Annotated in this window: 22 protein-coding genes, 1 other RNA gene and 1 pseudogene; 5 read left to right on the forward strand and 19 right to left on the reverse strand. The window is 58.8% G+C overall.

Annotated elements, in window-relative coordinates; translation table 11 throughout:
• Positions 1 to 2 precede the first annotated feature (2 nt).
• The 14 genes and pseudogenes from KP808_RS20490 to rsmI all read right to left on the reverse strand — a co-directional run bounded on the left by KP808_RS20490 (position 3) and on the right by rsmI (position 14,914).
• A complete protein-coding gene (locus KP808_RS20490) occupies positions 3 to 962 on the reverse strand; it encodes a D-alanine--D-alanine ligase (protein WP_058407948.1) in 960 nt (319 codons plus the stop codon).
• Positions 959 to 2,419 (reverse strand): UDP-N-acetylmuramate--L-alanine ligase, encoded by a 1,461-nt coding sequence (gene murC, locus KP808_RS20495; RefSeq protein ID WP_122280586.1) that lies wholly within the window; start codon positions 2,417 to 2,419, stop codon positions 959 to 961. Before murC ends, KP808_RS20490 begins: the two co-directional genes overlap by 4 nt.
• Entirely contained in the window at positions 2,412 to 3,482 is a 1,071-nt protein-coding gene (murG, locus tag KP808_RS20500; RefSeq protein WP_057403075.1) for an undecaprenyldiphospho-muramoylpentapeptide beta-N-acetylglucosaminyltransferase, read from the reverse strand. The genes murC and murG overlap by 8 nt, the downstream gene beginning before the upstream one ends.
• Positions 3,472 to 4,686, reverse strand: coding sequence for a putative lipid II flippase FtsW (gene ftsW / locus KP808_RS20505; protein WP_003431463.1), 1,215 nt, complete (start codon positions 4,684 to 4,686; stop codon positions 3,472 to 3,474). Before ftsW ends, murG begins: the two co-directional genes overlap by 11 nt.
• Entirely contained in the window at positions 4,683 to 6,029 is a 1,347-nt protein-coding gene (murD, locus tag KP808_RS20510) for a UDP-N-acetylmuramoyl-L-alanine--D-glutamate ligase (RefSeq protein WP_005780968.1), read from the reverse strand. Before murD ends, ftsW begins: the two co-directional genes overlap by 4 nt.
• A 5-nt stretch (positions 6,030 to 6,034) precedes the next feature.
• Complete coding sequence (gene mraY / locus KP808_RS20515; RefSeq protein WP_002555049.1) at positions 6,035 to 7,117, reverse strand: phospho-N-acetylmuramoyl-pentapeptide-transferase; 1,083 nt, start codon at positions 7,115 to 7,117, stop codon at positions 6,035 to 6,037.
• The gene (locus tag KP808_RS20520) at positions 7,117 to 8,487 is read right to left on the reverse strand and encodes a UDP-N-acetylmuramoyl-tripeptide--D-alanyl-D-alanine ligase (protein ID WP_230016787.1); all 1,371 of its coding nucleotides are present in this window, start codon (positions 8,485 to 8,487) and stop codon (positions 7,117 to 7,119) included. Before KP808_RS20520 ends, mraY begins: the two co-directional genes overlap by 1 nt.
• Positions 8,480 to 9,944: pseudogene (locus KP808_RS20525) on the reverse strand (UDP-N-acetylmuramoyl-L-alanyl-D-glutamate--2,6-diaminopimelate ligase). Before KP808_RS20525 ends, KP808_RS20520 begins: the two are co-directional and overlap by 8 nt.
• Positions 9,944 to 11,671, reverse strand: coding sequence for a peptidoglycan D,D-transpeptidase FtsI family protein (locus KP808_RS20530; RefSeq protein WP_004666184.1), 1,728 nt, complete (start codon positions 11,669 to 11,671; stop codon positions 9,944 to 9,946). Before KP808_RS20530 ends, KP808_RS20525 begins: the two are co-directional and overlap by 1 nt.
• Positions 11,671 to 11,964, reverse strand: a complete 294-nt coding sequence (gene ftsL / locus KP808_RS20535; protein WP_002555053.1) for a cell division protein FtsL — start codon at positions 11,962 to 11,964, stop codon at positions 11,671 to 11,673. Before ftsL ends, KP808_RS20530 begins: the two co-directional genes overlap by 1 nt.
• Entirely contained in the window at positions 11,961 to 12,902 is a 942-nt protein-coding gene (gene rsmH, locus KP808_RS20540; RefSeq protein WP_002555054.1) for a 16S rRNA (cytosine(1402)-N(4))-methyltransferase RsmH, read from the reverse strand. The genes ftsL and rsmH overlap by 4 nt, the downstream gene beginning before the upstream one ends.
• A gap of 2 nt (positions 12,903 to 12,904) precedes the next feature.
• Positions 12,905 to 13,360, reverse strand: coding sequence for a division/cell wall cluster transcriptional repressor MraZ (mraZ, locus tag KP808_RS20545; RefSeq protein WP_002555055.1), 456 nt, complete (start codon positions 13,358 to 13,360; stop codon positions 12,905 to 12,907).
• Positions 13,361 to 13,666: 306 nt separating this feature from the next.
• Positions 13,667 to 14,024, reverse strand: an RNA gene (rnpB, locus tag KP808_RS20550) — RNase P RNA component class A.
• A gap of 98 nt (positions 14,025 to 14,122) precedes the next feature.
• On the reverse strand, positions 14,123 to 14,914 hold the full coding sequence (gene rsmI, locus KP808_RS20555) for a 16S rRNA (cytidine(1402)-2'-O)-methyltransferase (RefSeq protein WP_230018935.1): 792 nt from the start codon (positions 14,912 to 14,914) through the stop codon (positions 14,123 to 14,125).
• Positions 14,915 to 15,273: 359 nt separating this feature from the next.
• On the opposite strand from rsmI, the gene KP808_RS20560 reads away from it, so the two are divergent.
• The 4 genes from KP808_RS20560 (at position 15,274) to KP808_RS20575 (ending at position 18,797) form a co-directional block, all read left to right on the forward strand.
• Positions 15,274 to 17,088 (forward strand): penicillin-binding protein activator, encoded by a 1,815-nt coding sequence (locus KP808_RS20560; RefSeq protein ID WP_230016788.1) that lies wholly within the window; start codon positions 15,274 to 15,276, stop codon positions 17,086 to 17,088.
• Positions 17,085 to 17,459 carry a YraN family protein gene (locus KP808_RS20565; protein ID WP_230016789.1) on the forward strand — a complete coding sequence of 125 codons (375 nt, stop codon included), beginning with the start codon at positions 17,085 to 17,087 and terminating at the stop codon, positions 17,457 to 17,459. Before KP808_RS20560 ends, KP808_RS20565 begins: the two co-directional genes overlap by 4 nt.
• Positions 17,460 to 17,628: 169 nt before the next feature.
• Complete coding sequence (locus KP808_RS20570; RefSeq protein WP_002555059.1) at positions 17,629 to 18,222, forward strand: phosphoheptose isomerase; 594 nt, start codon at positions 17,629 to 17,631, stop codon at positions 18,220 to 18,222.
• Entirely contained in the window at positions 18,219 to 18,797 is a 579-nt protein-coding gene (locus tag KP808_RS20575) for a BON domain-containing protein (RefSeq protein WP_057403079.1), read from the forward strand. Before KP808_RS20570 ends, KP808_RS20575 begins: the two co-directional genes overlap by 4 nt.
• A 60-nt stretch (positions 18,798 to 18,857) precedes the next feature.
• Here the strand turns inward: KP808_RS20575 and KP808_RS20580 are convergent, their stop codons facing one another.
• From KP808_RS20580 to rplM, 4 genes are all read right to left on the reverse strand, one after another.
• Entirely contained in the window at positions 18,858 to 19,268 is a 411-nt protein-coding gene (locus tag KP808_RS20580; protein ID WP_004656546.1) for a ClpXP protease specificity-enhancing factor, read from the reverse strand.
• Between the two features lie 17 nt (positions 19,269 to 19,285).
• Positions 19,286 to 19,903: a glutathione S-transferase N-terminal domain-containing protein gene (locus KP808_RS20585; protein ID WP_044323144.1), complete on the reverse strand. Its 618-nt coding sequence runs from the start codon at positions 19,901 to 19,903 to the stop codon at positions 19,286 to 19,288.
• 281 nt (positions 19,904 to 20,184) lie between these two features.
• Entirely contained in the window at positions 20,185 to 20,577 is a 393-nt protein-coding gene (gene rpsI, locus KP808_RS20590; protein ID WP_002555064.1) for a 30S ribosomal protein S9, read from the reverse strand.
• A gap of 14 nt (positions 20,578 to 20,591) precedes the next feature.
• Entirely contained in the window at positions 20,592 to 21,020 is a 429-nt protein-coding gene (gene rplM, locus KP808_RS20595) for a 50S ribosomal protein L13 (protein ID WP_002555065.1), read from the reverse strand.
• Positions 21,021 to 21,515: 495 nt separating this feature from the next.
• Here rplM and KP808_RS20600 point away from each other — a divergent pair, with 495 nt between their 5' ends.
• Entirely contained in the window at positions 21,516 to 22,421 is a 906-nt protein-coding gene (locus KP808_RS20600; RefSeq protein WP_162839824.1) for a GlxA family transcriptional regulator, read from the forward strand.
• A 58-nt stretch (positions 22,422 to 22,479) separates the two neighbouring features.
• On the opposite strand, the gene zapE is transcribed toward KP808_RS20600, so the two are convergent.
• The gene (zapE, locus tag KP808_RS20605) at positions 22,480 to 23,574 is read right to left on the reverse strand and encodes a cell division protein ZapE (RefSeq protein WP_002555066.1); all 1,095 of its coding nucleotides are present in this window, start codon (positions 23,572 to 23,574) and stop codon (positions 22,480 to 22,482) included.

The following is a 23,574-nucleotide window of genomic DNA, read 5'->3' on the forward strand; positions in this document are numbered from 1 at the left end:
CCTTACCCTCTCGCCTGAACACTGTCGGCCAGAATCGCCAACACCAGTTGTTGAAAATCCAGACCTGCAGCACGCGCAGCCATTGGCACCAGACTGTGATCGGTCATGCCGGGCACGGTGTTAACTTCCAGTAACCAGAACTTGCCTTGTGCGTCCTGCATGACATCCGTGCGCGCCCACCCTGCAATACCGATGGCGTCGCAAGCGCGTGCTGCAAGTTGTTTGAGTTCCTGTTCCTGCGCATCGCCAAGCCCGCAAGGGATCCGGTACTGAGTATCGGACGCCAGGTACTTGGCATCGTAATCATAAAAACTGTGAGGAGTGCCCAGGCCAATGGGAGGCAACACCTGGCCACGCAGAGACGCCACAGTGAACTCAGGTCCCTGAATCCACTGTTCGACTAATACTTGCGAATCGTAGGTACTGGCGGCTTTCCAGGCGGCGATCAATTCATCGACGCTGTTCACCTTTGCCATACCGATACTTGAACCTTCATGGGCCGGTTTGACGATCAAAGGGAAGCCCAGTTCCGTCGCTGCGCAAATACAATCGCTCTCGTTTTCAAGAACGGCATGCAAGGGCGTCGCAAGGCCGAGACTCTGCCAGACCTGCTTGGTGCGCAACTTGTCCATCGCCAGCGCGGAAGCCAGTACACCACTGCCGGTATAGGGGATTTCCAGGCACTCCAGCAGGCCTTGCATAGTGCCGTCTTCGCCGCCTCGCCCGTGCAGAACAATGAAGGCACGGTCGATCTTTTCGCTGACCAGTCGCTGCAGGAAGTCATCGCCCACATCGATGCCGAACGCGTCCACGCCAGCATCGAGCAACGCCTTGAGCACCGCATTACCGGAGTTCAGGGAAACTGCCCGTTCAGCACTCTTGCCACCGAAGAGCACGGCGACACGGCCGAAGCTTTTCGGCTCGAGCGTCGAGCGCAGGGAAGACTGGGCGACGGCTGTCATTTCAGCTTCCCTTCGGTGGGAGCCACTTTAGCGCCAGCGAACAGCGGGCTTTTCAGCAGTTGTGGCGCGAGTCCGGCGATGTCGCCAGCGCCCTGGCACAGCAGAATGTCCCCAGCGCGCAGCAGCGGCTTGACCAGCGGCGCCAGCTCGACGCCGCGCTCGATGTAGATAGGGTCCAGCTGACCGCGCTGACGAATGCTGTGGCACAGATTGCGGCTGTCGGCGCCGGGAATCGGTTCTTCACCCGCCGGGTAGACTTCCATCAGCAGCAACACATTGGCATCCGCCAGAACCTGTACGAAATCGTCGTACAGGTCACGGGTACGGCTGAAACGGTGCGGCTGGTAGACCATCACCAGACGACGATCCGGCCAGCCACCCCGTACGGCGCTGATCACAGCAGCCACTTCGCGCGGATGGTGACCGTAGTCATCGACCAGCATCACGTTACCGCCTTCGACCGGCAGCTCGCCGTACACCTGGAAGCGACGACCGACGCCCTGGAACCCCGAAAGGCCCTGCACGATCGCCTCATCGCTGACACCTTCGTCGGTAGCGATAGCGATGGTCGCCAGCGAGTTGAGTACGTTGTGATTGCCGGGCATGTTCACCGACACATCCAGCGGCTCGCGGTCGCGGCGCAGTACGGTAAAGAATGTCAGCATGCCGTCCTGACGCACGTTGATCGCACGTATGTCGGCAGACTCGCTGAAGCCGTAGGTCAACGTCGGGCGCTTGACCTGCGGGAGAATTTCACGCACTACCGGATCGTCGATGCACATGACCGCCAGGCCATAGAACGGCAGGTTATGCAGGAACTCGACAAAGGTCTTCTTCAGTTTGTTGAAGTCGCCTTCGTAGGTCGCCATGTGATCGGCGTCGATATTGGTGACCACCGCCACAAGAGGCTGAAGGTGCAGGAAGCTGGCGTCGCTTTCATCGGCTTCGGCGATCAGGTAACGGCTGGTGCCCAGCTGGGCGTTGGTGCCCGCAGCGTTCAAGCGGCCGCCAATCACAAAGGTAGGGTCCAGGCCACCAGCAGCGAACACCGAAGCGATCAGGCTGGTGGTGGTGGTCTTGCCATGCGTACCGGCGACAGCGATGCCGTGGCGATAGCGCATCAGTTCGGCGAGCATCTCGGCACGAGGCACGACTGGAATACGGCGTTCCAGCGCGGTAGCGACTTCCGGGTTGGAAGTGTTCACAGCGCTGGACACCACCAGTACGTCGGCACCCACGGTGTTCTCGGCGCGATGGCCAACAAAGATCTGCGCGCCGAACGATTCCAGACGCTCGGTCACGGCCGAGCCTTTGAGGTCGGAGCCCGAGACTTCGTAGCCCAGGTTCAACAACACTTCGGCAATCCCGCACATGCCGACACCGCCGATACCGACGAAGTGGATGCGACGGATACGGCGCATTTCAGGTTGCGGCATGGCGCGTTGATTCTCAACCATGAGCCACCTCCACGCAGACGTTGACGACGGTGTTGGTTGCATCAGGCTTGGCCAGGCTACGTGCTGTGCGGGCCATGCTGTTCAATTGTTCGGGTTGCATCAAAACCTCTTTCAGGCGTGCTGCCATCTCGGCGGCGCCAGTTGTCGCTTGCGGCATGACGAAGGCTGCGCCTTCGCGAGCCAGATAGTCAGCGTTACGTGACTGATGGTCATCAATCGCGTGGGGCAGCGGTATCAGCAACGACGGCAGACCTGCGGCGGCCAGTTCGCTGATGGTCAATGCGCCTGCGCGGCAGACCACCAGATCGGCCCAGCTATAGGCTTGGGCCATGTTCTGGATGAATGGCGCAACCTGCGCCTCGACGCCCACGTTGCGATAACGCTCGGCGGTGACTGCGTCGTGATTCTTGCCCGACTGATGAAACACTTCGGGCTGGATGTCCTGAGGCAACTGGGCCAGCGCCTCGGGCAGCAATTTGTTCAATGGCTCCGCGCCCAGACTGCCGCCCAGTACCAGCAGACGCGCCTTGCGCCCGGCCAGCGTCTGACGCGGTGTTTCCAGAAACAGCTCGACACGCACCGGATTGCCGGTGGTGCGGCGTTTGGACGAGGCCGCAAAGGTGTTCGGGAACGCCTCGCACACGCGGCTGGCGAACGACGCCAGGCTGCGGTTGGCTGTGCCAGCAACGGCGTTCTGCTCATGAATGATCAACGGTACGCCTGCCAGCTTCGCCGCCAGACCGCCAGGGCCGGTGACGTAGCCACCGAAGCCAACCACGCAGACCGGCTTCACCTGACGCACAACCTTGCGCGCCTGCATCAGGGCCTTGAGCAACATGAACGGCGCCTTGAGCAGCGACAGCCGGCCTTTGCCACGCAGCCCGGTGACATTGATCAGGTGCAGCGTCAAACCGGCCTGCGGGACCAGTTCGTTTTCGATTCCGCGTGGCGTGCCCAGCCAGTGGACCTTGTAGCCACGAGCCTGAAACTCGCGTGCACAAGCCAGCGCCGGGAATACATGCCCGCCGGTGCCGCCAGCCATGATCAGCACATTAGCGTCCATGGGGCGTGTCCTCGGCGAAGTCGCTTTCCTTGAACTCGGCTTCTTCACTGCCCATGTTGTTGCGCGATTCCCACTCGATGCGCAGCAGCAGGCCAAGACTCGCGCAGCAGATCACCAGCGAGCTGCCGCCGTAGCTGAGGAACGGCAGAGTCAGTCCCTTGGTTGGCAGCAGACCGACGTTCACACCGATGTTGATCAGGAATTGGCCGATCCACAGGAACGATAGACCGTAGGCCACATAGGCACCGAAGAACTGCTTGGCACGCTCGGCCCACATACCTATGTACATACCGCGAATACTGACAAACAGAAACAGTGCGACGGTGATCAGCGAACCCACCACGCCCAGCTCTTCTGCAAGCACCGAGAACACGAAGTCGGTGTGCGCTTCCGGCAGATAGAACTGCTTCTGCACACTGTTGCCCAGCCCGACACCGAACCATTCGCCACGACCGAAGGCGATCAGCGCCTGGGTCAATTGATAACCGGAACCGAACTGGTCGGCCCACGGGTCGGTAAAGTTGGTCAGACGCGCCATCCGGTAAGGCTGTGCCTGGACCAGAACAACGACCGACGCCACAGCCAGAACCACCATCAGCGAGAAGCGGAACAGACCGACACCACCGAGAAACAGCATGGCTGCGGCCGAGCCCATCATTACTACGGTCGCACCGAAGTCAGGCTCCATGAGCAGCAGACCTGCCATCGGCAACAGCACGATGAACGGCTTGAAAAAGCCCATCCAGCTTTCGCGAACTTCCTGCTGCTGACGGATCAGGTAGCCGGCAAGGAAGATCACAACGAATACCTTGGCGATTTCCGACGGCTGCACGTTGAACGCGCCGAAACCGATCCAGCGCATCGAACCGTTTACCTCGCGCCCGATTCCCGGCACCAGTACCAGCAGCAACAGGCCGAACGCGCCAAGCAGCATCATCCAGCCCAGGCGTTGCCAGGTGGCGACCGGAATCATCATGGTCACGCCGCAGGCACCCAGGCCTATCAGCAGATAAACCAGGTGGCGGGTCATCATGTACAGCGTGTTGCCCGACTGAACTGCAGCAACTTCCGACGAGGCGGAAGTAATCATTACCAGCCCAAGGCCCAGCAGCGCCAGGCAGCCGACCAGCATCGGGAAGTCGAGGTCAATGCCGCGCCCGCTGATCAGTGGCGATGGATAAGGCTTGATCACACCGAAGATCATGACAAGCACTCCACTGCCTGCGCGAACACACGTCCGCGCTCTTCATAATTCTTGAACATATCCAGGCTGGCGCATGCAGGCGAAAGCAGTACCGCATCGCCACGCTGAGCCAGTCGGGCACTTTGCTCGACAGCGGCCTGCACGGTATCGACACGAACCAGCGTAACGGCGTCGCCCAATGCCTGAGCAATCAGCTCGGCGTCGCGGCCCAGTAACACCGCAGCGCGGCAATGCTCAGCGACTGGCGCACGCAATGCGCTGAAGTCAGCGCCTTTGCCATCGCCACCAGCGATCAGCACCAGCTTGCCGTCGATATCCGAACCCAGGCCTTCGATGGCAGCCAGTGCGGCACCAACGTTGGTGGCCTTGGAGTCGTTGTAGTAATGAACGCCGTCATGCTCACGCAGCCACTGGCAGCGATGCTCCAGCCCGGTGAATTCGCGCAGGCTGGCGAGCATCGCATCGAACGGCAGGCCGACCGCATGCCCAAGCGCCAATGCAGCAAGGGCGTTGGCCTGATTGTGAGCACCACGAACTTTCAGCTCACGTACCGGCATCAGGTTTTCGAACTGGAACGCCAGGTATTTTTCGCCGTTTTCTTCACGCAGACCAAAGCCGTGGAAATCAGGCTTGTTGAGACCAAACGTCCAGCAAGGCAGGCCTTCACCGATCAGCGGACGGGACAGCGCATCCTGACGATTGACCACCACTTGCCGCGCGCCACGGAAAATCCGGTGCTTGGCCAGGTGATAAGCCGGCAGGCCGCTGTAGCGGTCCATATGGTCTTCGCTGATGTTCAGCACGGTTGCCACTTCAGCGTTGAGCTGGTCGGTGGTTTCGAGCTGAAAGCTGGACAGCTCCATTACGTACAGTTCGACATCGTCGCTGAGCAGGTCCAGCGCCGGAGTACCGAGGTTGCCCCCGACCGCAACGCGTTTGCCTGCAGCGACGGCCATTTCACCCACCAGCGTTGTCACCGTGCTTTTCGCATTCGAACCGGTGATGGCGATGACCGGCGCCTTCGCGTAACGCGCGAACAGCTCGATGTCGCCGGACAGCTTGACGCCACGCGCGTGCGCCTGCTGCAGGGCCGGTGTGGCCAGCGCCAGACCGGGGCTGACATACAACTCGTCGGCACGGCAGAGGAAATCCACGTCCAGCTCGCCACAACGCACTTCCACCTGCGGATAGTCACGACGCAAGGTCGCCAGCTCAGGAGGATTCTCCCGCGTGTCGGCCACGGCAAAGGACACGCCCCGGTTCGCCAGGAAGCGAACCAGGGACATGCCACTTTTGCCAAGCCCCACAACAATGCGGAAGCGGTCGGAGACGATCAGGGACACTCGTTCTACCTCAGTTTCAGTGTGGCAAGGCCAATGAGCACCAGAATCACGGTGATGATCCAGAAACGGACGATCACGCGTGGCTCGGGCCAGCCTTTGAGTTCAAAGTGGTGGTGAATCGGCGCCATGCGGAACACGCGGCGACCGGTAAGTTTGAAAGACGCAACCTGAATGACCACTGAAAGGGTTTCCATCACGAACACGCCGCCCATGATGAACAGGACAATTTCCTGACGCACGATCACGGCCATGGTGCCCAGTGCAGCGCCCAGCGCCAGCGCACCAACGTCGCCCATGAATACCTGCGCCGGATAGGTGTTGAACCAGAGAAACCCGAGCCCCGCACCAATCAGCGCACCAGAGAAGACAATCAGCTCACCGGCCCCCGGTACGTAGGGAATCAGCAGGTATTCAGCAAACTTCACGTTACCCGACAGGTAGCAGAAGATGCCCAGCGCACCGCCCACCATCACCGTCGGCATGATCGCCAGACCGTCCAGGCCGTCAGTCAGGTTGACTGCGTTGCTGGAGCCGACGATCACGAAATAGGTCAGCACGATGAAACCGATACCCAACGGGATGCGCACATCCTTGAGCATCGGCACGATCAGCGTGGTTTCGGTAGCCGACGGTGCAGTCGTATAAAGGAAGATCGCTGCACAGAGGCCGAATACCGACTGCCAGAAATACTTCCAGCGGCTCGGCAGGCCACGCGAGTTCTTTTCGATCACTTTGCGGTAGTCATCGACCCAGCCGATGGCCCCGAACAGCAGTGTCACCAGCAACACAACCCAAACGTAACGATTGCTCAGGTCAGCCCACAACAGCGTACTGATACCGATGGACGAGAGGATCAGCGCGCCGCCCATGGTCGGCGTACCCGATTTGGACAAGTGCGACTGCGGACCGTCGTTGCGGACCGACTGGCCGATCTGGCGCATCTGCAAGGTGCGGATCATCCACGGCCCCAGGCACAGCGACAGTGTCAGTGCAGTGAGCACGCCAAGGATCCCGCGCAAGGACAGGTACTGAAAGACCGCGAAGCCTTTGTAGAACTGTTGTAAAAACTCGGCCAACAGCAGCAGCATTAATGTTTCTCCAGGCTAGAACCGCACAAGGCAGCCACGACGTTTTCCATCGCAGCGCTACGCGAGCCCTTGATCAATAAAGTGGTATTAGGGTCCTGCTCGGCGCCCAGCGCCGCGATCAGCTCTGCCTGACTGGCGAAGTGGTAAGCATGTTCACCAAAGGCGCTGACGGCATGAGTCATCAACGGGCCGACGGCATACAGCGCCGAGACCTTGCCAGCGGCATAGGCCCCTACGTCGCGATGGCCTTGTTCGGCCCACTCGCCCAGCTCGCCGATATCGCCCAGCACCAGCACGGTACGACCGGTAAAACCGGTAAGGATGTCGACGGCCGCGTTGATCGAGGCAGGGTTGGCGTTGTAGGTGTCATCAATGACGCGCGTACCGTTGCTGGCGATTTGCGCAACCGCACGGCCCTTGACCGGCTGCACGTTGTTCAGGCCCGCAACAATACCTTCCAGCGTCACGCCCAGAGCGCAGGCTGCAGCCGCAGCTGCCAGGGCGTTGGCTACGTTGTGCGCGCCCAACAGATTCAACTGAACCTGGGCGACGCCGAGCGGGCTGTTCATGGTGAAGCCCGGGCAGCCGCGGGCATCACGACTGAGTTCGCTGGCGTACAGATCCGCCGCAGGGTCAGCCAGTGCGAAGGTCAGAATGTTGCGATTGCCGGCACGCTTGCGCCAGACAGGGAACGCCTTGTCTTCCAGATTCAGCACCGCAGTGCCGCTGGCATCGAGACCTTCCAGAATCTCGCCCTTGGCTCCGACAATTTTGTCCGGCCCGCCAAATTCGCCGACATGGGCGGTTCCGGCGTTGGTAATGATGGCAACGTGTGGCTTGGTCAGGCTCACGGTGAAGGCAATTTCGCCCACCCGCGATGCGCCCAGCTCGATGACCGCCGCACTGTGCTCGGGAGCCAGCTCCAGTAACGTCAATGGCACGCCCAGCTCGTTGTTCAGATTGCCACGAGTGGCCAGCACAGGTCCGCGCGTACGCAGGATGCTCGCGAGCATTTCCTTGACCGTGGTCTTGCCGCTGGAACCGGTCATCGCTGCAACCGGCTTGTCGATGAACGCATTGCGGTTCATTGCGCCCAATTGCGCGAGCGCCTTGCGGGTATCGAGCACGACCAGTTGCGGCAGGCTTGCGCCCTGCACTTCGCGCTCGACCAAAGCACCTACCGCACCTTTGGCAGCCACCTGCTCAAGGTACTCATGGCCGTCGAAGCGCGGTCCGGTCAGGGCCACAAACAGCTGGCCCGGCTCGATGCCACGGCTGTCAGTGCTCACGCCGTCAAAGCTGCAGTCGCCAGCGACCAGACGGGCGTCAAGTGACACGACCAGTTCGCTGAATGTCATTGGCTTAATCATTCGCAGGCCCCCATGCAGCAAGCGCCTTTGAAGCTTCTTGCAGGTCAGAGAACGGATGGCGCTGACCGTCGACTTCCTGATAGTCCTCGTGCCCTTTACCGGCCAGCACCACGACATCATCGGCACTGGCGCTGGCAATCAGCTCGGAAATGGCCTGGCCGCGACCTTCGATGAAGCGCACCTTGTCGACAGCAGTGAAGCCAGGGCGAATATCGTCAAAAATACTGGCTGGAGATTCGGAGCGCGGGTTGTCGTCGGTGACCCACGCACCGTCGGCCAGGCGTTCGACCACTTCAGCCATCAGCGGACGCTTGCCGCGATCACGATCACCGCCGCAGCCGAACAGGCACAGCAGGCGGCCTTTGGCGTGCGGGCGCAAGTGCTTCGAGGACTTTTTCCAGCGCATCCGGAGTATGCGCGTAATCGACAACCACCAGCGGCTTGTCGGCACCACCCAGACGCTGCATGCGCCCGACAGGACCTTCAAGTTTCGGCAGCACCTTGAGAATTTCGTCCAGCGCGTAATCCAGGCCCAGCAAAGCGCCGACCGCAGCCAGCACGTTGCTCAGGTTGAAGCGACCCAGCAGGCTGCTGCGCAGGAAATGCTCGCCCTGAGGCGTGACCAGCGTAGCGCGCACGCCATCGTCATCGAATTTCGCATCGCGGCAATACAGGTAGGCCGAGCTGTCCAGCTGGCTATAGGTGATCAACCGCGACTCTTGCTTGATACCGGCCAGTTCACGACCGAAAGCGTCATCCAGGTTGATTACCCGGCATTTCAGGTTGGACAATGCAAACAGCTTGGCCTTGGCGGCAGCGTACGCTTCCATGGTGCCGTGATAATCCAAGTGATCACGGGACAGATTGGTCAGCACCGCCACATCAAACGCCAGCGCCGTCGCCCGCCCTTGATCCAGCCCATGAGACGAAACTTCCATCGCCACTGCACGCGCCCCGGCCTTTTTCAGATCGGTCAGCGTCGCCTGAACGGCAATCGGGTCAGGCGTGGTATGACGGCCGCTTTGCAATGCGCCGTAGAAGCCTGTGCCCAGTGTGCCGACAATGCCGCAATGCTGACCCAGTGCATCAAGCGCCTGTGCAACCAGTTGGGTGACGCTGGTCTTGCCGTTGGTGCCGGTAACACCTACCAGATTCAGACTGCGACTCGGGTCGCCGTAGAAGCGGCCGGCAATATCGGACAACTGCGCGGCGAGCCCCTTGACCGGGATCAGCGGCACGTCGGTGATCGGCAGAACGGTCGAGCCTTCGACTTCGTACGCCACAGCCGCAGCGCCACGCTTGAGCGCGTCGGCAATATGTGCACGGCCATCGACCTTGATACCCGGTATGGCTAGAAACAGATCACCCGGACGGACATTGCGGCTGTCGAGAGTCAACTCGCGAATCAGCGCATCGCGATCGGTGTGAGCGAAAATCTTGCTCAGATTAAAGGCCATCAACCACGCCCTCCTTTGGCTGCCGGTGCTGCATTGACTTGTTCCGGTGGGGCAAGGTTGTCAGGCGTAACGTTCATCAGACGCAACGTACCGGACATGACTTTGCTGAATACCGGAGCCGAAACCAGACCACCGTAGTAACCGCCCTTGCTCGGCTCGTCGATGACCACGACGATGGCATAACGCGGGTTACTCATCGGGCCGAAACCGGCGAACAGGGAGCGATAGGAGTTCTCCGCATAGCCCTTGGTGCCGATCGACGTCTTACGCGCCGTACCGCTCTTGCCGCCGACGTGATAGGACGGCACACGGGCGCGATAAACGCCGCGCGGGTCTTCGATAACCTGCTGCAACATACCCTGCAGAGTCTTGGCGGTTTTCTCGGGAATAGCCTGGGTCGATTCCGGCTCTTTATCCGTTTTCAAAATGGTCAGTGGCACGATGCGGCCGTTATTGGCCAGCGCGCCATAGGCGTGTACCAGCTGCAAAGCGGTGACTGACAGACCGTAGCCATAGGACAGCGTGGCGGTTTCAGCCTTGCGCCATTCGCGGTAGTTGGGCAGGTTGCCGACGCGCTCGCCAGGAAAGCCGAGGCCGGTGTACTGACCGAAACCGACGCGCTGCATGGCACGGAAGATCGCTTCGCCGCCCACATCGAACGCGACCTTGCTCATGCCGACGTTACTGGAGTTGATCAGGATGCCGGTCAGATCGAGGATCGGGCCCTCGGTCTTGGTCACGTCACGAATCGTGTATTTGCCGATCTGCAGGGTGCCTGGATAGACCTCGACCTTATCGGTGGGCTTCCAGCGGCCACTGTCCAGCGCAGCAGTCATGGAGATCGGCTTCATGGTCGAACCAGGTTCGAACACGTCAATGATGGCCCGGTTGCGCATGGCAGCAGGCACCATGGTGCGGCGATTGTTCGGGTTATAGGTCGGCTGATTGACCATCGCCAGAACTTCACCGGTCTTGACGTCCATGATCACCATGCTGCCTGCCTTGGCCTCGTTTTCCACGATGGCGTTGCGCAGCTCACGGGTTGCCAGGTATTGCAGGCGCAGGTCAATAGACAAAGCCAAGGTCTTTCCGGCCTTGGCATTCTTGGTCACCTGAACATCCTTGATCAGTCGGCCGCGCCGGTCCTTGATGACCTGACGCTTGCCGGGCACTCCCGCAAGCCAGTCGTCATACGCCAACTCGACACCTTCGCGACCGTGGTCATCAAGGTCGGTAAAACCAACCATGTGCGCGGTAACATCCCCTGCCGGGTAGAAACGGCGGAACTCTTCGATGCCGTAAACGCCAGGGACTTTCAGATCCAGTGCTGCCTGACCCTGCTCCGGCGTCATGCCACGAACAAGGTAGATGAATTCCTTGGTGGATTGCGATTCCAGGCGATCAGTCAACGCTTTCAGATCCTGCCCGGTAGCCGCTGCGAGCATTGGCCACTTGGACTTGTCCTGCTGCATTTCGCGCGGGTTGGCCCACAGCGTCGTCACCGGAGTACTGACGGCAAGCGGCTCGCCATTGCGGTCGGTGATCAGGCCACGGTGAGCCGGAATCGGGATATGCCGCAGGCTGCGGGCATCGCCCTGCTCCTTGAGAAAGGTGTGGTCGATAACCTGCAGGTCAACGATGCGCCAGCAAATGGCGAGCACGAGGGACACCAGCAGCCCCACGACCACGCGAAAACGCCACGGATAAAGCGCGCCTTCAAGTTTCATCATGGCGCCACCATCCGCACTTCGGCAGCGCTTGGAATGCGCATTTTCAGCTGTTCGGTGGCCAGATTCTCGATGCGGCTATGTGCAGTCCAGGTGCTCTGCTCAAGAATCAGCCGGCCCCACTCTGCCTGCGCCTTGTCGCGCACGCTCATTTCCGAATACAGCGAGTTGAGCAGTTGACGATTCCAATGTGCGCTATAGGAAACGCCAATCGCTGAAATCAGGACAGCAATGAACAGCAGCAGCATAATGAAGCTGCCGCCGGGCAAAGGCTTCAGAAACAGACGGCTCACCTGAGCTTCTCCGCTACACGCATGACAGCACTGCGCGAACGCGGGTTGGCTTTGGTTTCGGTATCCGAGGCGAATTGAGCCTTGCCGTGAATTTTGATTTTCGGTTCAAACGGCTTGAACTGGATCGGCAGATTGCGTGGCATGTTGTCGGCTTCGCCCTTGGCGAGCTTGCGCATGAACAGCTTGACGATACGGTCTTCCAGCGAGTGAAAACTGATGACGACGAGGCGACCACCAACTTCAAGGGCATCCAGCGCGGCTTCGAGACCGGCTTCCAGATCGCCCAATTCGTTGTTTACATGAATACGCAGGCCCTGAAAGGCACGCGTTGCAGGATTCTTGCCCTTTTCCCAGGCGGGGTTGGCGACCTTGAGCACTTCCGCCAGATCAGCGGTACGCTCGAAAGGCTGGACTTCACGGCGCGCGACGACCGCATTGGCCATCCGCTTGGCAAATCGCTCTTCGCCGTATTCCTTGAATACGCGGGCAATTTCTTCAGCAGGTGCAGTCGCAATGAACTCGGCAGCGCTTACGCCACGGGTAGGGTCCATGCGCATGTCCAGCGGACCGTCGTTCATGAAGCTGAAACCGCGCTCGGGATCATCCAGTTGCGGGGACGACACGCCCAGATCCAGCAGGATACCGCTGACCTTGCCCGCCAAACCGCGCTCCTGAGCCTCGGATCCCAATTCGGCAAAGCTGCGCTGCACAATGACAAAGCGGCCGTCTTCGGCCGCTAGCGCTTGCCCTGTGGCAATCGCTTGAGGGTCCTTGTCGAACCCCAGAAGCCGACCGTCAGGACCAAGCTGGCTCAATATCAGACGACTATGCCCGCCACGTCCGAACGTGCCGTCCAGATAGCAGCCATCGGCACGCACCGCGAGAGCCTCCACGGCTTCTTCAAGCAGCACGGTGATGTGGGTAAAGCCGCTGTTCATAGTCACAGGATCAAATCACGTAATTCGTCGGGCATAGCGCCAGGTTTTTGAATGGCAGCCAGGTCAGCATCAGCAAGAGCATTCCAGGCGTCCTCGTCCCACAGTTGAAACTTGTTGAGTTGGCCCACCAGCATTACGCGCTTATCCAGCCTGGCGTATTCGCGCAAGCGTGGCGGCACCAGAAAACGCCCGCTGCCATCGAGTTCCAGATCGACAGCATTACCAATCAAAAGCCTTTGCAGACGACGGTTCTCTTCACGAAACGTCGCCAGATCACGAAGTTTTGCCTCTATCAGTTCCCATTCGGAAAGCGGATACAGGCAAAGACAGGGATCAACGGCATCAATGGTCACGATAAGTTGCCCGGCACTACGCGAATCCAACTCGTCACGGTACCGGCTCGGCATAGCGAGACGGCCCTTGGCATCGAGATTGATCGCGTTGGCACCACGGAACACAGGCGCATTCTCCGAATATTAGCTTTTTGCGCTGAAAAAACCCACTTCGTGCCACTTTCTGCCACTTGTGCACACTATAGGAACGCGCCCACCACACCGTCAAGGCACGGTCTTAAGGAAAACCCTTACATTTCGGAGATTTAGGAGAGGTATTGGGTATGAAAGGGGAATTTTACGAACGTTCCGACAGATAAATCCCACGCGACTCAAATCGTTGCGATTCAAAGTTAATGTGATTTATGAGCTGTAAGATTTTTTTGGTATTACGAGAGGGTTTTGCTGCTTGAAACGAAGGGTAGGAAAAAGGTGGAGAGTCGATCTGTAAGCCGGGTTCTGTCGAGAACAGTCATTCCTCTACGACGGCCATCACTGGACGTCTTTAGCAACCTACCCGGTTCCAGCGCGGGCCACGCCTAGGAACCCTATTTGGTCTTGCTCCGAGTGGGGTTTACCTTGCCACGAACTGTTACCAGACGTGCGGTGCGCTCTTACCGCACCTTTTCACCCTTACCGGCACCGAAGTGCTTAGGCGGTTATTTTCTGTGGCACTTTCCGTAGGCTCACGCCTCCCAGGCGTTACCTGGCACTCCGCCCTATGGAGCCCGGACTTTCCTCCCCCCCCTGTTGCGGAACAACAAGAGGCAGCGACTGTCCAATCGACTCTCCGCCGCCAAGGTTAGCGGCACATGCCTTCAAGAACAAGCTTTAATAGCACGTGGGGTGCGCTTGTCCCCGTTATCCACCCCTTTTAAAGGCAACCCATCATTCCTTCTGTTTCTCCAGCGCCACCTGATAAAGCAGGTTCTTGCGCACGCCGGTTATTTCGGCTGCCAAGGCTGCGGCGCGCTTGAGAGGCATCTCCGCAAGCAGTAAATCCAGTATGCGGCGCGCCTCCTCACCAATGACATCCTCGTCCTCGGGCGGTGTCCAGCCGGCTATCAGCACAACGCATTCGCCACGCTGCTGATTACTGTCGGCCTCGACAAAAGCCCGCAGCTCACCCAAAGGCAGACCCTTGAGCGTTTCAAAAGTTTTGGTTATTTCACGTGCCAGCAAGGCCTGACGGTCGGCACCAAAGACTTGCTCCATGTCCTGTAGACACTCGAGAATCCGGTGCGGCGCTTCATAATAAATAAGCGTGCGCGGCTCTTCCTTTACTCGCTCAAGCTTTGCCTTGCGCCCTGCAGCCTTGGCGGGAAGAAAGCCCTCGAAAATGAATCGGTCCGAAGGCAGTCCGGCCGCAGAAAGAGCGGCGATCAGGGCGCAAGCGCCCGGCACGGGCACAACCGGTACACCTACAGCACGCGCCTGACGTACCAGGTGATAACCGGGATCAGAGATCAGCGGCGTGCCCGCGTCGGAAATCAGCGCGACATCATCGCCAGCCAGCAGACGCATTATGAACCGACTACCCTCATCACGTTCGTTATGCTCGTGACAGGCGGCCAGCGGGGTGGATATCCCGAAGTGCTGCATCAGACGTGCAGAATGGCGCGTGTCTTCAGCCGCAATCAGCGTGACCTCACGCAACACCTTCAATGCCCGCACGCTCATGTCGTCCAGATTGCCGATAGGAGTCGCCACTACATAAAGCGAGCCCGGAGTGGAATTCGAAACAACCGGAACAGTCAAAACGCAAACCTCACAGGTTAAAGCTGATACTTGGAAAAAATGCATTGTACAGGCTGAAGCACGGCCAAGCGGCTCGCGCATCAGGGATGCCGATAAAAAAGGAATAAATACATGATCAAGGCCGGACACAACACAACGCAGCCCCCTCGAATTGAACGATTTGGCCGCCAGATGACCCTAACGCGACCAATATCACGGCTTTAAACACCTTCGACATCGCACCCCGGCCAGCGCTTGGGTACAATTCCCCGTTAATTCGCTCGAGTTTCAGGAACATACCAATGATCGCTTGTCTGCGGCTGCTCTCTGCCCTCTGCCTCGCTGCCCTTCTCGCAGCCTGTGCCAGCTCGCCCTCGTCCAGCCTTGGCGAGCTGCCTCGAACCCCTGACGCCAGCATCGAGCAGTTGCTTGATCAGGCCGCCACAGCCAAAACACCCGAGCAGGCTGCCACGCTGCGCTTGAGTGCGGCCGACCTGGCCGCCCGCCAGAATGACGCAGGACGCGCTGCGCAGATTCTCGGACAGGTGCAAATCGATCAACTCAAACCCGGACTGCAGGTTTTCGCCAGCACATTGTCCGCAGAGCTGGCGACGGGCCGCAATCAGCCCAAGGCAGCACTGACCGCACTGAACCACCCGAGCATGCAACGCCTGGGCGAACTGTCGGTCGAGCAGCAGGTTCGCACCCACATGGTCAAGGCGCGCGCCCTGGAAGCCGATGGCCAGGCCCTGGCAGCCGTCAATGAACGAGTATTCGCCGGCCCTCTGCTGCAAGGTGCAGAAGCCAGCGCCAACAATGATGCAATCTGGACGCTAGTGTCCGCTCTGCCGGCCGAGCAACTGCAAAGTACAGCCAGCGGCGATATGGGCGGTTGGCTGAACCTGGCCCGCTCGATCAAAGGCGCAGGCACACTTGAGCAGCAACAGGCAGCCATCGACAACTGGAAAGCCCAGAACCCGAAACACCCTGCAGCACTGCAACTGCCTACCGCACTCGCCCAACTGCGCGCCCTGACTAGCGAGCCGATTACCAAAATCGCTCTGTTGCTGCCGCAGGATGGTCAACTGGCCGCAGTTGCCAAAGCGTTGCGCGAAGGCTTCATGGCCGCGCACTTCCAGGCACAACAAGCAGGACAGAATCCACCCGCCATCCAAATGTTCGACAGCTCGCGCGTTACTTCGATGGACGAGTTCTACCGTCAGGCTCAGGCCGCTGGCGTACAGCTGGTCGTCGGTCCACTGGAGAAGAACCTCGTCAAACAGCTGAACAGCCGCCAGCAGCTCCCGATCACTACACTGGCGCTGAACTACAGCGACACCAGCAACGAAGGCCCCGCTCAGCTGTACCAGTTCGGCCTGGCTGCCGAAGACGAAGCCCGCGAAGTTGCACGTCGCGCCTGGGCCGATGGCAAGCGCAGCGCTGTAGCAATGGTGCCGAAAGGCGAATGGGGCGACCGCGTACTGGATGCCTTCCGCAAGAGCTGGCAGGCCAAGGGCGGTACGCTGATCGCAGCCGAGCACGTTGACCAGCCCGTAGAGCTGGCACAACAGGTCGCCGATCTGTTCCAGTTGCGCAACAGTGAAGGCCGCGCCCAGCGCCTGCAGAGCACTGCCGGTACTCAGGTAGCCGCGCAGCCAAGCCGTCGCCAGGACATTGACTTCATGTTCCTCGCCGCGACGCCGCAACAAGCGCAGCAGATCAAGCCAACCATGGTTTTCCAGTACGCAGGCGATGTTCCGGTCTACGCCACCTCGCACCTGTTCACCAACAGCAACGATCATGCGCAGTACATGGACCTCAACGGTGTGCGCTTCTGCGAGACGCCATGGCTGTTGAACGCTGAAGACCCACTGCGCCAGCAAGTCACCGCGCAATGGCCCCAAGCTGCTGGCAGCCTTGGCCGCCTGTACGCAATGGGCATCGACGCCTACCGCCTGGCCCCACGCCTTGCGCAACTCAAGGCGATGCCTGACAGCCGCATCGATGGCCTGTCGGGCAGCCTGAGCATCAACCCTGGCCGTCGCGTCGAGCGCCAGCTGCCATGGGCGGAGTTCGTCGACGGCAAGATCCAGCGTCTGCCGGACACAGCGCCTTGATACCACGCAGCAGCCGCCAACAGGCAGGGCGCGAGGCTGAAGCCTTCGCCCTGCAGTTTTTACAACAACAGGGGCTGCACCTGATTGAACAAAACTGGTTATGCAAACGCGGCGAGCTTGATCTAGTCATGCTTGACGGCGATACAGTAGTATTCGTCGAAGTTCGCTACCGGCGCCATTCAGGCTGGGGTGGCGCTACGGAAAGCGTTGATTTTCGCAAGCAGGCAAAACTTGTCACTGCCGCACAGCTTTTTCTGCAGCAAGCAACAGACTGGGCCAGTCACCCCTGCCGTTTCGACGTGATCGCCATTGAAGGCCAGCCTGGCAACGCTGCACCGCTGAACTGGATCAAGAGTGCTTTTGACAGCTGACCTTGTGCTCGAGCAAAGCAGCTCCGCCGTGCTGATGATCTGCAATAGCTTCTACGCTCACCGATTTCGCTATTTGTTTTGCCGGCTGCACACCTTGTGTGCCGGATAGCTCCCGGGAGAACCCGGCGCATCCGTCCCGCCGCCGTACGCTCTAATTAAGGTCACATTGATGGACATGCAATCCCGAATTCGCCGGCTGTTCCAGGCCAGCATCGAAACCAAGCAACAGTCGATGGAAGTCCTTGCACCCTATATCGAGCAAGCCAGTCAGGTCATGGTCAATGCCCTGCTCAACGAGGGCAAGATGCTCGCGTGCGGCAACGGCGGGTCGGCTGGCGATGCACAGCACTTCTCCTCGGAACTGCTCAACCGTTTCGAGCGCGAGCGGCCGAGCCTGCCAGCCATCGCCCTGACAACCGACAGCTCTACGATTACCTCGATTGCCAACGATTACAGCTACAACGAAATCTTTTCCAAGCAGATCCGCGCACTGGGCCAGCCAGGTGATGTGCTGCTGGCCATTTCCACCAGCGGTAACTCGGCAAATATTATTCAGGCCATCCAGGCCGCACATGATCGCGAAATGATTGTCGTAGCATTGACGGGACGCGACGGTGGCGGCATGGCTTCCCTGCTATTGCCCGAGGACGTGGAGATCCGCGTACCTGCCAATGTCACGGCACGCATACAAGAAGTCCATCTGCTGGCGATCCATTGCCTTTGCGATTTGATCGACAGCCAACTGTTCGGGAGTGAAGAATGACCCCTAATCGTCTCAGCCTACTGGTTCTGACACTGTGCCTCAGCATCACCGGATGCAGTTCGGTGATCACGGCCACTCGCGAAAAACCGATCGAAGACGATCGCGGCACCCGCACCTTCGGCAGCAAGATCGACGATTCACTGATCGAGACCAAGGCAGCCGTCAACATCTCCAAAGCCAACCCTGATCTCGCAGAAGGCTCACACATCGTTGTGACCAGCTTCAACGGCATCGTGCTGCTGGCTGGCCAGACACCCCGCGCCGACCTCAAGGCAATTGCCGAACAGGCCGCCAGCTCGGTCCAGCGCGTCAAGAAGGTCAACAACGAGCTGCAGGTCATGGCGCCCTCTTCGCTGCTGGCGCGTAACAACGATGCCTGGCTGACCACCAAGATCAAAAGCCAGATGATTGCCGACGCATCCATCCCCGGCTCACGCATCAAGGTGGTGACCGAGAACGGTATTGTGTTCCTGCTGGGCCTGGTGACCCAGGACGAAGCCAATCGCGCCACCAACCTGGTACAGGGCGTTTCCGGCGTGCAGAAGATCGTCAAACTGTTTGAGTACATCGACTGACGGGTAACCGGCAGGCGAAAAAAAGGCGATCCGGAGATCGCCTTTTTTATTGCGCATTTTTTACTTCACGACCTTCAGACTCGGCCGGCCACTCGGGCGCGGTGGCTCGCTGTCGGGCGGGGTATCATCTTCGATCTCGATTTCCTCACCCTCATCCATGGAAGGCTCCAGATCGAAAACCATACCCTGACCGTTCTCACGGGCATAAATACCCAGGATGGCAGCTACAGGCACGTAAAGCGTATGCGGCACACCGCCGAAGCGGCCTTCGAAGCTGACAGCTTCGTTATCCATATGCAGATGACGCACCGCACTTGGCGAAACATTCAGGACAATCTGCCCGTCATTGGCAAACCCTTGCGGGACCTGCACCGAGGGGTAATCCGCATTGACCAGCACGTGCGGGGTGCAATCGTTATCGACGATCCACTCATAGAGAGCGCGAACAAGATAAGGGCGACTGGAGTTCATTAACGGCTCCTTAAGCCTTAGCGCATTTCACGTTCGGCAGCAGACAGACTCGTCTGAAAAGCCTCACGCGCAAATTGGCGCTCCATGTAATCAAGCAACGGCTTGGCAGGCCGTGGCAATTCAATACCCAAAATTGGCAAACGCCAGAGTATGGGGAGTAGACAGCAGTCAACAAGACTTAGCTCGTCGCTCATGAAAAAAGCTTTTTCCGCAAACAACGGTGAAACCCCGGTCAGACTTTCACGAAGCTCCTTGCGCGCCTGAACACGAGCAGGCTCTTTGCTGCGCGTATCGAGGATCAGGTCCACAAGACCACACCAGTCTCGCTGGATGCGATGGATCAGCAGACGGCTGTTGGCGCGAGCCACGGGATAGACAGGCAGCAAGGGCGGATGCGGATAGCGCTCATCCAGGTATTCCATCACCACCGTCGACTCGTACAACGCCAGGTCACGATCAACGAGAGTCGGCAAGCTGCCATACGGATTTACTTCAATCAGCTGCGGCGGATGACGACCTGCCACAACCTCAATGATTTCGGCGCTGACACCCTTCTCGGCGAGCACAATGCGCACACGATGAGAATAGTGGTCGGCGGGGTCGGAGTAGCAGGCCAACCGGTTGGTCACGCCCATGGCGATCCTCCTCGCTTGTTAAAATTTATCGGACAGACGAACGAACACGCCTTAAGGGCGCATCCGATAATGAACGCAACAGGACAGGTGTTCGTCGCGGGCCACAAGATAGCTCATTTACGCGATGTAAATTCTGTAATCTTCGCCGACAGGCTTATAAATCTCGCAATATCGACGTGACACGCCCAGCTTGAAAACACCTCGACCGCAAGAATCACGCCCATAAAAAAACGCCCAGCCCCGCGAGGGGATGGACGTTCTTTCTTTGAACGAAGAACGAATTAACGCTTCGAGTACTGCGGACGCTTACGCGCTTTACGCAGACCGACTTTCTTACGTTCAACTTCACGAGCATCGCGAGTCACGAAGCCTGCTTTACGCAGAGCGCCACGCAGAGTCTCGTCGTATTGCATCAGAGCGCGAGTGATACCGTGGCGGATTGCGCCAGCCTGACCACTTACACCGCCACCGATAACGGTGACGTAGATGTCGAACTTTTCAACTGTCTCGGTCAGTTCCAGCGGCTGACGAACTACCATGCGGGCAGTTTCGCGACCGAAGAAATTGTCCAGGGAGCGGTTGTTGATCGAGATGTTACCAGTACCCGGACGCAGGAAAACGCGAGCGGTTGCGGTCTTGCGACGGCCAGTGCCGTAATTTTGAGTCGCCGACATAATGAACTATTCCGTTAAAACTTCAGTTCTTGGGGCTGCTGAGCAGTATGAGGGTGTACAGCGCCCGCATAGACTTTCAGCTTACGATACATGTCGCGACCCAGCGGGTTCTTAGGCAGCATGCCTTTGACCGCGGTCTCGATCACGCGCTCAGGAGCTTTGGCGATCAGCTTTTCGAAGTTGATCGACTTGATCCCGCCCGGAAAACCGGAGTGTGAGTAGTAGATCTTGTCGGTGGTTTTGGCACCAGTAACGCGGATCTGCTCGGCATTGATCACGACGATGTAGTCGCCGGTATCAACGTGCGGAGTGTATTCCGGTTTGTGCTTGCCACGCAGACGGCTCGCGATTTCGGTGGCCAGACGACCCAGGGTCTGACCAGCAGCGTCGACGACGAACCAGTCGCGCTTAACTGTTTCCGGTTTAGCAGTAAAAGTTTTCATTCTTTATAGCCTCAGGGGCCGCCCTGAAAATTAGACGGCGGATCTTACTGAATAGTGCGTACTTTGACAAGTCAAAGGCAGCCGGAAACAGACGCTATCGGGGGCTCGGGTCAGCGCGTCCGTTATACGGCAAGATTCTTCGGCAGACGGCGCATCACTTCCACTGCAAAGAGCTGGCGGATTATACAGACTGTAAAAATAACCTCAACCGGATTTTTTGTTCACATTCTGTTTATTGCCTGCGGGGCGTGGATTGGCGGATATTTACCCGCTTAGCACAAAGCCATCATGCACACCTCTCGCAGAGATACTGGCATGAGGAGGCTGGACACACCCGACAAAAAATAAGACGATCCAGCCGTTGCTTGACCATTTACCCATATAAGAATAACGATTATGCCGATCCAACACGCCACTCTGCTGCGCCGCGTAAGCATTCTGACCACCGACAAGATGTTTGCCTCGACGGTCATGCAGGCCAAGGACTTCTTCCACCTGGCCAGCCTGCGCTACAGCAAACAACTGGGCCAGGGCCTGGTGCCCGCTTTCGAAACCCGCCTCGTCAGCCCGGACGGACTCTCCGTCAGCAGTTTCAGCGACGTCACACTGCCTGTCGACGGCGCGCTTTGCCAAAGCGACATCATCGTTATCCCGGCCTTTTGGGATGATTTTGAAACCCTGTGCGAACGCTACCCGCAGATTCTGCCCTGGCTGCGTGAGCAGCATGCCAACGGTGCCGTACTCTGCGCCGAGGCCACCGGGGTCTACTGGCTTGCCGAGGCAGGATTGCTCGACGGCAAGGAAGCGACTACCTACTGGCGCTTCTTCAGTGCATTTGCCGAACGCTACCCCAAGGTGCTGCTCAATCAGGAAAAGCACCTGACTGACGCCGATAACGTGTACTGCGCAGGGGGCACGACGTCAGCGTGCGACCTCTACATCTACCTGATCGAGCGGTTCTGCGGGGCCAACGTTGCCCAGGCCGTGGCCCGCGATATTCTTTATGAAGTGCGCCGCACCTACTCACCGGGCCGGATCGGCTTTGGCGGGCAGAAACTGCATCAGGACGTGGTCATCCTGCAGATTCAGCACTGGCTGGAAGAGCACTTTGCCGACAAGTTCCGCTTTGAAGATGTGGCCCGCGAGCACGGCATGAGCATTCGCAATTTCATGCGCCGCTTTCAGACCGCAACCGGCGACAAGCCGCTGCATTACCTGCAACGGCTGCGGATCGAAACGGCAAAGGGATTGCTGTCAGGGTCTCGCAAAAGCATCAAGACCATCAGCTACGAGGTGGGCTATGACGACGCCAGCTTCTTCGCCCGGCTGTTTCGCCAACACACCGAGCTGTCGCCCAACCAGTACCGGCAGCAGTTCGAGAGCCAAAAGGAAAAGCTGTGAGCTGCAGCATGGGCGAGTTTCAAGCGTGTAGCTTGAAACTCGCCGCTTGCAGTCGCTGCTAGGGCTTGTGCGCCCGCGAGAGGAATTCGTGGGATTGCATTTCCAGCAGACGGCTCAGGGTGCGTTGAAACTCGAACATCAACCGGCCACCGGTATACAGGTCCTTCAACTCAACCTCGGCTGAAATGATCAGCTTGACGTTGCGATCGTAGAACTCGTCGACCATGTTGATAAAACGTCGGGCGATGTCATCGGTAGAAACGTCCATCTGCTCGACACCGCTGATCAGCACGGCATGAAAGATCTTGCCCAGCTCGATGTAGTCGTTCTGGCTGCGTGGCCCGTCGCACAGTTCGCGGAAGTCGAACCAGGCCACATCATCACAGGTACGCAGGGCGCGGATCTCGCGGTTTTCGATCATCAACACATCGTTTTCGATGGTTTCTGCGCAATCCGGGGTCAGGGCCTTGAAGCTTTTACGCAGGCTTTCCTGCGCAACTTCGTTGAGCGGGAAGTGAAACAGCTCAGCCTGTTCCAGGTGACGCAGACGGTAGTCGACGCCGCTGTCGACGTTGACGATGTCGGTGTTCTGCTTGATCAGCGCAATTGCAGGCAGGAAGCGCGCACGCTGCAGACCGTCCTTGTACAGGCCGTCTGGAACGATGTTGGAGGTTGCCACCAGCGTTACGCCATTTTTGAACAGCTCTTCCATCAGCGTGCCCAGGATCATGGCATCGGTGATGTCGGAAACAAAGAACTCGTCGAAACAGATAACCCGTGCCTCGTCGGAAAAACGCTTGGCGATGATCGTCAGCGGATTTCTCTCGCCCTTGAGGGTCTTCATCTCTTCGTGCACGCGCTTCATGAAGCGGTGGAAGTGCGTACGGACCTTGTCCTGAAACGGCAGCGCGTCAAAGAACGTGTCGACCAGGTAGGTCTTGCCACGGCCTACGCCACCCCAGAAGTACAACCCCTTGACCAGGGTCGGCTCTTTTTTGCCGAACAGCTTGCCGAACAGACCGGGCTTGCTGTCGTGAGCGGCAACCAGATCGTCATACAGGCGCTGCAAATGGCGCACAGCGTTTTCCTGCGCGGCATCGTGAAAGAAGTCCGGGCGTTTCAGATCAGATTGATATCGTTCTAGGGGCGTCAT

Origin of the sequence: Pseudomonas savastanoi, assembly GCF_020917325.1 — a bacterium.
GTDB classification, from domain to species: Bacteria; Pseudomonadota; Gammaproteobacteria; order Pseudomonadales; family Pseudomonadaceae; genus Aquipseudomonas; species Aquipseudomonas amygdali.